10 protein-coding genes are annotated in these 8,925 nt (G+C 71.4%); 4 read left to right on the top strand and 6 right to left on the bottom strand.

From position 1 onward, the window contains the following. Window positions 1-289: Bug family tripartite tricarboxylate transporter substrate binding protein (locus NJ376_RS12590; RefSeq protein WP_252953613.1), on the bottom strand; the 289-nt coding region annotated here is incomplete at its 3' end. A gap of 112 nt (window positions 290-401) precedes the next feature. Next, the gene (locus NJ376_RS12585) at window positions 402-1,370 is read right to left on the bottom strand and encodes a Bug family tripartite tricarboxylate transporter substrate binding protein (RefSeq protein ID WP_252953612.1); all 969 of its coding nucleotides are present in this window, start codon (window positions 1,368-1,370) and stop codon (window positions 402-404) included. Window positions 1,371-1,570: 200 nt separating this feature from the next. Between NJ376_RS12585 and NJ376_RS12580 the strand changes: the two genes are divergently transcribed. Beyond that, complete coding sequence (locus NJ376_RS12580; protein ID WP_252953611.1) at window positions 1,571-2,530, top strand: Bug family tripartite tricarboxylate transporter substrate binding protein; 960 nt, start codon at window positions 1,571-1,573, stop codon at window positions 2,528-2,530. A gap of 39 nt (window positions 2,531-2,569) precedes the next feature. Here NJ376_RS12580 and NJ376_RS12575 read toward each other — a convergent pair whose 3' ends face one another. Further along, a complete protein-coding gene (locus tag NJ376_RS12575) occupies window positions 2,570-3,346 on the bottom strand; it encodes an enoyl-CoA hydratase (RefSeq protein ID WP_252953610.1) in 777 nt (258 codons plus the stop codon). 59 nt (window positions 3,347-3,405) lie between these two features. Here NJ376_RS12575 and NJ376_RS12570 point away from each other — a divergent pair, with 59 nt between their 5' ends. The 3 genes from NJ376_RS12570 (at window position 3,406) to NJ376_RS12560 (ending at window position 6,560) form a co-directional block, all read left to right on the top strand. Continuing rightward, a complete protein-coding gene (locus NJ376_RS12570) occupies window positions 3,406-4,590 on the top strand; it encodes a CaiB/BaiF CoA transferase family protein (protein WP_252953609.1) in 1,185 nt (394 codons plus the stop codon). A 213-nt stretch (window positions 4,591-4,803) separates the two neighbouring features. After that, window positions 4,804-5,382, top strand: a complete 579-nt coding sequence (locus tag NJ376_RS12565; protein WP_252953608.1) for a Uma2 family endonuclease — start codon at window positions 4,804-4,806, stop codon at window positions 5,380-5,382. Continuing rightward, entirely contained in the window at window positions 5,382-6,560 is a 1,179-nt protein-coding gene (locus NJ376_RS12560) for a mandelate racemase/muconate lactonizing enzyme family protein (RefSeq protein ID WP_252953607.1), read from the top strand. The genes NJ376_RS12565 and NJ376_RS12560 overlap by 1 nt, the downstream gene beginning before the upstream one ends. A 24-nt stretch (window positions 6,561-6,584) precedes the next feature. On the opposite strand, the gene NJ376_RS12555 is transcribed toward NJ376_RS12560, so the two are convergent. From NJ376_RS12555 to NJ376_RS12545, 3 genes are read right to left on the bottom strand one after another with little or no spacing between them, the layout of a single operon-like run. Beyond that, window positions 6,585-7,331: an FkbM family methyltransferase gene (locus NJ376_RS12555; RefSeq protein ID WP_252953606.1), complete on the bottom strand. Its 747-nt coding sequence runs from the start codon at window positions 7,329-7,331 to the stop codon at window positions 6,585-6,587. Then, on the bottom strand, window positions 7,328-8,233 hold the full coding sequence (locus NJ376_RS12550) for a VOC family protein (protein ID WP_252953605.1): 906 nt from the start codon (window positions 8,231-8,233) through the stop codon (window positions 7,328-7,330). The genes NJ376_RS12555 and NJ376_RS12550 overlap by 4 nt, the downstream gene beginning before the upstream one ends. After that, window positions 8,230-8,892: a glutathione S-transferase family protein gene (locus tag NJ376_RS12545; protein WP_252953604.1), complete on the bottom strand. Its 663-nt coding sequence runs from the start codon at window positions 8,890-8,892 to the stop codon at window positions 8,230-8,232. The genes NJ376_RS12550 and NJ376_RS12545 overlap by 4 nt, the downstream gene beginning before the upstream one ends. Window positions 8,893-8,925: the final 33 nt, after the last annotated feature.

Here is an 8,925-nt window from a genome sequence, read left to right as displayed (position 1 = left end):
CCGCATGGGCGGCGCCGGAGAGCAGCAGGGTATGGCCATCCGGCGCGGCACGGGCCACGGCGCGGGCGCCGATGGTGGCGCCGGCGCCCGGCAGGTTCTCCACCACCACCGGCTGGCCGAGGCGGCGGGACATCGGCTCCGCCAGGATGCGGGCGACGACGTCGATGATGCCGCCCGCCGCGAAGGGTACGACGACGCGGATGGGCCGGCTGGGGAAGGGCTGGGCCGCGGCGGGGCGGACCAGCGCAGGGCTGGCCAGGGCGGCGAGAAGCAGGTGGCGGCGATGCATGGCGGTCTCCGGCAGGGCGCCATCCTGCCGCCCCCTGCCGAGGGGCGGCAAGGCGCCCCCGTCGCGGCAGCATACTGCCTGGCTTGCCGCCCCGATGCGCGCCGTGCCTCCCCTATTCGATGCGGATGCCGGCCTTCCGGATCACCTCGGCATAGCGCTCCGCATCCCGCCGCAGCAGCTCGGCCGCATGGGCGCTGCTGCCATTGCCGGGGATGAAGCCCGCCGCCTCGATGCGCGGGCGCAGCACCGGCTCCGCCAGCGCCGTGCCCACCGCCGCTGCCCAGCGCTCCCGGATCGGGGCCGGCAGGCCAGGCGGGCCCATCAGCATGTACCAGACATTGGCATCGAAGCCGGGGAAGCCGGATTCGGCAACGGTCGGCAGATCCGGCAGCCAGGAGATGCGCTCCGGCATCGTGGTGGCCAGGGCCCGCACCCGTTCCCCGCGGATATGCGGCAGGTAGGTGGGGAAGGTGTCGATCGCCAGGTCGATGCGGCCGGCGAGGATCTCGTTCACCGCCTGGCCGGTGCCGCGGAAGGGCACATGCGTCATGCGGATGCCGGCGGCGGAGGAAAGCAGCTCCGCCGCCAGGTGCTGCTGGGTGGCGACGCCGGAGGAGGAGTAGTTCAGCCCGCCCGGATCGGCCTTGGCCGCGGCGATCAGCCCCGCCAGGTCGCGCGCCGGGGAGGTGGTGGGAACCACCGCTACCAACGGCACCGTCGCGGCGAGCGCGATGGGCGTTTGGTCCTTGTAGATGTCGAAGGGTGGGGGCGTCATCAGCGGCGGCACAACGGCGGAGGCGCTGACAGTAGACATATAGACCGTGTGGCCATCCGGCGCCGCGCGGCTGCCGGCCAGGGCGGCGAGGGTGCCGCTGGCGCCCGGCCGGTTCTCCACCGCGATAGGCTGGCCGAGCGCTTGCTGCAGCGCCGGCGCCAGTAGCCGGGCGATGATGTCCGTGCCGCCGCCGGGGGCGAAGCCGACCAGCATGGTCACCGGGCGGCTCGGCGACCAGCTTTCCTCGGCGCGGGCGAGTGCGGGGGCGGCGAGGGCGGCGGCGAGCAGCAGGCGGCGCGTGGGCATGGACGATCCTCCGAGGATTGACGATGACTAGCCCGGCGGGATGCGCTGGGGGAGGCCCATTCCACGGGCAGCTCCTGCCCTCGCGCTGGTCATATCGCGCCTCGCGGCGCATAAATTCATGCCGGCATTGGGCGGAAGCCGGTTGCTGCGGCGCAGCATGGCCGGCAGGCTTTCCGATGCCTGTCTCGGGAGCCATCGCCATGCGTCTGGTCCTCCTCCTGCTCCTCGCCTTGCTGTTGCCGGGGCTTGCCGCGGCGCAGGGCGTCACCCGCGATGTCCGCCTCATCGTCCCCTATGCGCCGGGCGGCACGGTGGATCTGCTGGCCCGCATCCTGGCGGAGGGGCTGGCGCCCGCGTTGGGCGGCCGCAATGTCGTGGTGGAGAATCGCAGCGGCGCCGGCACCTTCATCGCCATGCAAGCGGTGGCGAATGCGCCGGCGGATGGCCATACGCTCTCCCTCGCCTCGAACGGCGTGCTCTCCACTGCGCCGGTGCTGCCGGGCATGCAGATGCCGATCGACCCGGACCGCACCCTGCTGCCGCTGACCAACCTGATCCGCGTGCCGATCGTGCTGGTGGGCAAGCCGGACGCGCCCTTCGCCAATCTGCAGGGGCTCATCGACTATGCCCGGGCCAGTCCCGGCAGGCTGAACATCGGCCAGTCCGGGCTCGGCGGCGCCACTCACCTGCTGGCGGCGCGGCTGATGCATGCGGCCGGCATTTCCATGGAGATGATCCAGTATCGCGGCGGCACGCCGGCGCTGCTCGACATCATCTCCGGCAATGCGGACCTGTATTTCAGCCTGCTGCCGGAATCCCTGCCGCATATCCGGGAGGGGCGGCTGCGGGCCATCGCCTTCACCACGGAGGAGCGGAACCCGGCCCTGCCGGCGGTGCCGACGGCGCAGGAGACGCTGCCGGGCTTCACCGGCGATGTCGGCTACGGGGTGGTGATGGCCGCCGGCACCTCCCCCGCCTGGGTCGCCTTCTGGAATGCCGAGATCAACAAGGTGATGCATCGGCCGGAGCTGCGGGCCTGGATGGAGGGGCTGCACTGGATCCTGGTGAATGGCTCGCCCGAGGCCTACCGCGAGGCGCTGATGGAGGAGCGGCGGATCTGGGGCGCCGTCATCGCCGCCGCCCGGATCAGCGGAAGCTGACTCGCTGCGAGGCGGCGCCGTGCGCCGCCTCCAGGCGCATCAGGTCCCCGTCCACGCCATCGGCTGCTTCGCCAGGAAGCGCTCGACGGCCATGCGGAAATCGTTGCTGGTGAAGCACATGGTCACCAGATCGTCGCCCTCCACCTGGCGGGCGGCCAGTCGCAGGCGGCGCATCGCCTCCTTCGTCGCGCGCATGGTCAAGGGCGCATGGCCGGCAATGGTCTTCGCCAGCTCCGCCGCCCGCGCCTGCAGCGCCGCAGGGTCCGGCAGGATCTCGGAGACCAGGCCCATCGCCTTCGCCTCCTCCGCCTCCACCAGCCGCGCGGTATAGACCAGGTCCAGCACCCTGGCCGGGCCGATCAGCGCCGCCAGCCGCCCGTAATTCGCCATGGAAAGGCAGTTGCCCAGCGTCTTGGCGATCGGGAAGCCGAAACGGGCATTCGCGGCGCAGATCCGCAGGTCGCACACCGCGGCGATCGCCGCACCGCCGCCGGTCGCGGCGCCGGCGATGGCGGCGATGGTCGGCTTCGGGCATTCCTCCAGCGCCACCAGGACGCGGTCGATCCGCTCCTCATAGGCCAGCGCATCCTCCGGCGTCCGGAACTCGCGGAACTGGGAGATGTCGGTGCCGGCGGCGAAGGCCTTCTCCCCCGCCCCGGTGATGACGAGGACCTTCAGCGCCTTGTCCTCCCCGGCGCCAAGCGCGATTTCCCGCAGCCTTTCATACATCGGGAAGGTCAGGGCGTTGCGGGCCTGCGGGCGGTTCAGGGTGATCGTCCCGATCCCGTCCCGGATCTCGTACAGCAGCTCGTCCACTCTCTTGCCCTCCCGGCCATCCGCGGGGAAGTTAGCTGGTGAAGGAAAGGGCTCCAACCATGCCGAATTCTGGCCTCCCCCTCGCGCGCTTCACCGTCCTCGACCTCACCCGGGTCCGGTCTGGCCCAACCTGCGTGCGGCAGCTCGCCGATTGGGGCGCCAATGTCATCAAGATCGAGGCGCCGGCGGAGGTGGAGGTCGGCAGCGGCATGGGCGGCGACCGGCACGGGCCGGATTTCCAGCACGTGCACCGCAACAAGCGCGGCATCACCCTGAACCTGAAGAATCCGGACGGCCTCGCCCTGTTCAAGCGCATGGTCGCCAAGGCCGATGTGGTGGTGGAGAATTACCGCCCCGACGTGAAGGACCGGCTGGGTATCAATTTCGAGGCGCTGTCGGCCATCAACCCGCGCATCATCCTCGGCTCCATCAGCGGCTTCGGCCAGACCGGCCCCTATGCCCGCCGCCCGGGCTTCGACCAGATCGCCCAGGGGATGGGCGGGCTGATGAGCGTGACCGGCCTGCCCGGTCAGGGCCCGGTGCGGGTCGGCATCCCGGTCGCGGACCTCACCGCCGGGCTCTACACCGCCATCGGCATCCTGGTGGCGCTGCTGGAGCGGGAGCAGACCGGCCGCGGCCGCTGGGTGCATACCAGCCTGCTGGAGGCCATGGTGGCGATGATGGACTTCCAGGCCACCCGCTGGACCATGAAGCACGAGGTGCCGAAGCAGGCCGGCAACGACCACCCGACGACGGTGCCGACCGGGCTGTTCCGTACCAAGGACGGCATCATGAACCTGGCCGGCGGCGGGCAGGATATGTGGAACCGCATCGTCGCCACGCTTGGCATCGAGGAGCAGGCCAAGGATCCGGCCTTCGCCACGGACAAGTCCCGCGCCCAGAACCGCGAGAAGACCAACGCCCTGCTGCAATCGGTGCTGGAGACCGACACCACGGCGAACTGGATCGAGAAGCTGAACAAGGCCGGCGTGCCGAGCGGCCCCATCTATGCGATGGACGAGGTCTTCGCCGACCCGCAGGTGCAGCATCTGGGCCTGGAATGGGCGGTGCCGCATCCGATGTTCGGCGAGGTGAAGCTGGTGCGGGCGCCGATGAACATCGAGGGTGTGGCCTCACCCCGCCGCCCGACGCCGGAGCGCGGCGAGCACACCGCCGAGGTGCTGGCGGAATTCGGCATCTCGGCCGAGGAGCTGGCGGCGCTGAAGGCGAAGGGAGCCGTCTGAGTTCCCCATGACGTTGCTGCGCAACGCCATGGGGACCCCGGATGTCGCTCGAAGCCTGCGGCTTCGCACAGCCTGGCGCGGCAAAGCCGCGCCAGGGCATCAGGCGGCGCGGGTTGGACTGGGGCGCGCCCGGCTCGGCGGTGGTCGGGCGGCCGGGGGCGGCGACAGGCAGGCCCCTGAACTGCTAGCATAGGGCCCGCGACGGAGGCGGCGATGGACGGTCTCTTGGAACGGGCCCCCTGGGTGAAGCGGCACAAGCTGGATGTCCGTGACTACCACCGCATGGGCGAGGCCGGCATCTTCGCCGAGGGCACGCGGGTCGAGCTGATCGAGGGGGAGATTGTCGACATGGCCCCGATCGGCAGCGAACACACCGGCACCGTCACCAGCCTGACCGAGGCGATCTACGCGACAATCGCAGGACGCGCCACGGTTGCGGTGCAGTCGCCGTTGCGCCTTTCCGAATTCAGCGAGCCGGAGCCCGACCTGCTCCTGCTGAAGCCCCGCGCGGATCGCTACCGCAGCGAGCACCCCACCGCCGCCGACGTCCTCCTCCTCATCGAGGTCGCCAATACCAGCCTGCGCTATGACCGCGATGTGAAGCTGCCGCTCTATGCGAAGCACGGCGTCCCGGAAGTCTGGATCGTCAACCTCACCGAGGGCCTGATCGAAGTGTATCGCGACCCGAAGGACGAAGCCTGGCTCACCACCCGCCGCGTCATGCCGGGCGAGACCGTGGAGCCCGCGGCCCTGCCGGGCCTCCGCCTCGCCGTCGATGCGGTGCTGGGCTGATGCGCATCCTCTCTGTCCGCGATGGCGTCGTCCCGATCGCCTCCGACATCGCCAATGCCTATATCGATTTCTCCAAGATGACCGCCTCGGTCGTCGCGGTGACGGTGGCGGATGGCGCCGGCCGGGAGGTGACGGGCTATGGCTTCAACTCCAATGGCCGCTACGCCCAGCCCGGCCTGCTGAAGGAACGCTTCATCCCCCGCCTGCTGGAGACCCCGCCCGCCGCGCTGGAACATGCGGATGGCGGGCTGGAGCCGGCCGGCGCCTGGGCGGCGATGATGCGGAACGAGAAGCCCGGCGGCCATGGCGAGCGCAGCGTCGCCGTCGGCGTGCTGGACATGGCGCTGTGGGATGCCGCGGCGAAGCTGGCGGGCAAGCCGCTCTGGAAGCTGCTGGCGGATCGCTACCGCGGCGGCGAGGCGGATGAGACCGCCTGGATCTATGCCGCCGGCGGCTACTACTACCCCGGCAAGGGCAATGCCGCGCTGGTCGAGGAAATGCAGCGCTACCTCGATCTCGGCTACAGCGTGGTGAAGATGAAGATCGGCGGCGCGCCCGGCACGCCGCTGCGCGAGGCGCTGAAGGAGGACGTCTCGCGCATCGAGGCGGTGCTGAAGCTGCTCGGCGGCAACGGCTCGCGGCTCTGCGTCGATGTCAATGGCCGCTTCGGCCTGCATGCGGCGCTGGCCTATGGGGCGGCGCTCGAGCCCTACCGGTTGCGCTGGTACGAGGAGCCGCTGGACCCGCTGGACTACGCGACGCATGCGACGCTGGCCGAGCACTACCCTGGCCCGCTGGCGACGGGCGAGAACCTCTTCTCCATGCAGGATGCGCGCAACCTCATCCGCCATGGCGGGTTGCGGCCGGACCGCGACATCCTGCAATTCGACCCCGCCCTCTCCTATGGGCTGGTCGAATACCTGCGCACCCTTTCGATGCTGGAGCAGCATGGCTGGTCGGCCCGCCGTTGCGTGCCGCATGGCGGGCACCAATTCGCGCTCAACATCGCGGTCGGCCTCGGCCTTGGCGGCAATGAGAGCTATCCGGAAGTCTTCGCCCCCTTCGGCGGCTTCGCGGATGCCACCCCGGTGCAGGACAGCCGCATCCGCCTGCCGGATGTCCCGGGCATCGGCTTCGAGGCGAAGGCCAATCTCTGGGCGGTGCTGAAGGATCTCTGATCCGCAGCGACGCAGGGCAGGGGATCACGCCGTCAGCCGTGCCGGCTCCAGGCTCGCATAGAGGTCGCCGCTATTGGCCTCTACCGGCAGGGCGGCGAGCCAGGCCGCCATGGCCTCGGCGCCGGTCGGCGCGGCATGGACGAAGGACATGCTCTCACCGAGGCAGGCATTGAAGGCGCGGTAGCCCAGGGCCTGGAGGCGCGCCAGGCAGTCCCGCGCCATGCCGCGCTGGATGGTGGTGAACTCAGCCGAAAGCGTGCGGGGCGGCCGGCCCAGCCCGACAAGCGCCTCCGCCTCATAGCCCTCGACATCCAGCTTGATGAAATCCGGCGCGCCATGCGCGGCGGCCAGCGCGTCCAGCGTCGTCACAGGCAGGCGCAATTCCCTGTCCCAGCGCTGGCCTTCCCAGCCCGGCGCGCCATCGGCGGCGGCAATGAAGGCCTCGCTCGCCGTCGCCACGGTGGGGTTGGCGGTGTTGAGGCGCAGCATCGCCTCCCCCGGCGCTGCGCCGACCAGCGCCGCGACCAGCGCCACGCCCGGGTCGCGGTGGAACAGCAGCCGCAGCAGCCGGGCCAGGCGCGGCTGCGGCTCTACCGCCACGGCTCGCGCACCCAGGCGGCGGAAGCTCGCCGTCCGGTCCCCGACATGAGCGCCGATGTCGAAGCCCAGCTCCCCGGGCCCGAGGAAGCGGGCGTGGAAGGCGTCCAGCGCCGCCGCCCGGCCGGGGGCGTAGTAGATGCGCAGGCTGCGGCCGAGTGCCGCCGCGCTCATGCGGCGAAGACCAGCGCCGCTCCGCCGGCGTGCTCGGGCGGCACCATCAGCCCTTCGCCCCACAACCCGGAGGCCGGCACCGCCGGGATCCCCTCCGCCGCCAGCAGGGCCCGCACCGCAGCATTGCCGTCGTCCGTGCGCACCACGAAGCCGGCGATGCAGGGCAGGGCAGGGGGGGCGACGCCCGGCAGCACCTGTGGCAGCGCTGCCGGTTCCAGCACCCGCAGCGTCGTCTCCAGCACCGGCGCCTGCGGCCCCGCCGCCCCGGCCGCGCCGGGCAGGCGCAGCAGGAAGCCGCCCGCCGGGTCCGGCGCCAGCGGCAGCCCGGCAAGACGGGAGAGCCGCGCCGCCGTCTCCGCCGCCGGGTCATGCGCCAGGATCACGCTCTCCAGCGCCACCGCGCCGTTGCGGTGGCCCATCCAGCGCGCATCCCAGACCAGCTCGGCCGTCACGTGGCGGATGAGCTGCAGCCGCCCCTCCGGCGCATCCGGCAGGGGCAGCCGGGCGAAGCGGGCGGTCGGCCCCCCCGCCTCCACCGGCCGCTCGAGATAGGCGATGCCCGGAATCGCCACCCCGCCGCGGCGCAGGCGCTCCAGGTTCCCCGCCTCATCCTGCATGGCCAGCGCGATGATATGCGCCCCGGCATAGCGCGCGACGAAGCCATCCACCCCATTGGCGAAGCGCGTCGGGTCCAGGATGGCGATCAGCTCGATATAGCCGTGCTTCAGGAAGGCGCAGCGATTGCCGCTGCCGAACAGCTCCACCTCGCCGCCCGGGTGCCGCCTGCCGCTCTGCTGCGCCATGGGGGAGAGAGCGAAGCCGAGCCGCTCATAGGCCGCCACCAGCGGTCCGAGATCGCGCGCCGCGACTCCCACATGGTCCAGGGCGACGGCGTGGCTCATGCCGGGGTCTCGTAATGCGGGATCAGCCAGGCATCCGGCTCCTGCAGCGCCGCCTCATACCATGCCACCATCAGCGGGTGTGCCCGCACCGCCGCGACATAGTCCAGGCTGTCCTCCGCCAGCTCCGGCTGCCAGGTGAGGAAGCGCGTCGCCACCGGGGCGTACATCGCATCCACCAGGCCGAATTCGGCGCCGCCCAGGAAGGGGCCGCCGGATTTCGCCCGCGCCTCCCGCCAGATCGCCTCGATCCGGGCGATATCGGCCAGCGCCTCCGGCGTCCGCCCCTGGCCCGGGAAGCGCCTGCCGAGGTTCATCGGCATGGCCTGGCGCAGCCCGCGGAAGCCCGCATGCATCTCCGCCGCGATGGCGCGGCAATGGGCCCGGAGCGCCCGGTCGGCCGGCCAGAGCCCCGGCGCCAGCTCGGCGCAGTATTCGCCGATGGCGAGGCTGTCCCACACCTTCGCCCCGCGATGCTCCAGATAGGGCAGGAGGCCAGAGGGGCTGGCCGCGGCGACGGCCGGGGTGGAACCCGGGCCCTTGCCAGCGATCGGGATCACCACCTCCTCCACCTCCAGCCCGGCCAGCCGCACCGCCAGCCAGCCGCGCAGGCTCCAGGAGGAGTAGCGCTTGTTGCCGATATAGAGGGTGCCTTCGGCCATGGTCCTGTCCCCTGTCCTGGCCCGGTATTTGCC

It is taken from the genome of Siccirubricoccus soli (assembly GCF_024178315.1).
Taxonomy (GTDB): domain Bacteria; phylum Pseudomonadota; class Alphaproteobacteria; order Acetobacterales; family Acetobacteraceae; genus Siccirubricoccus; species Siccirubricoccus soli.
Note: the sequence above shows the minus strand (reverse complement) of the source record. Positions and strands in the feature narration are given on the sequence as shown.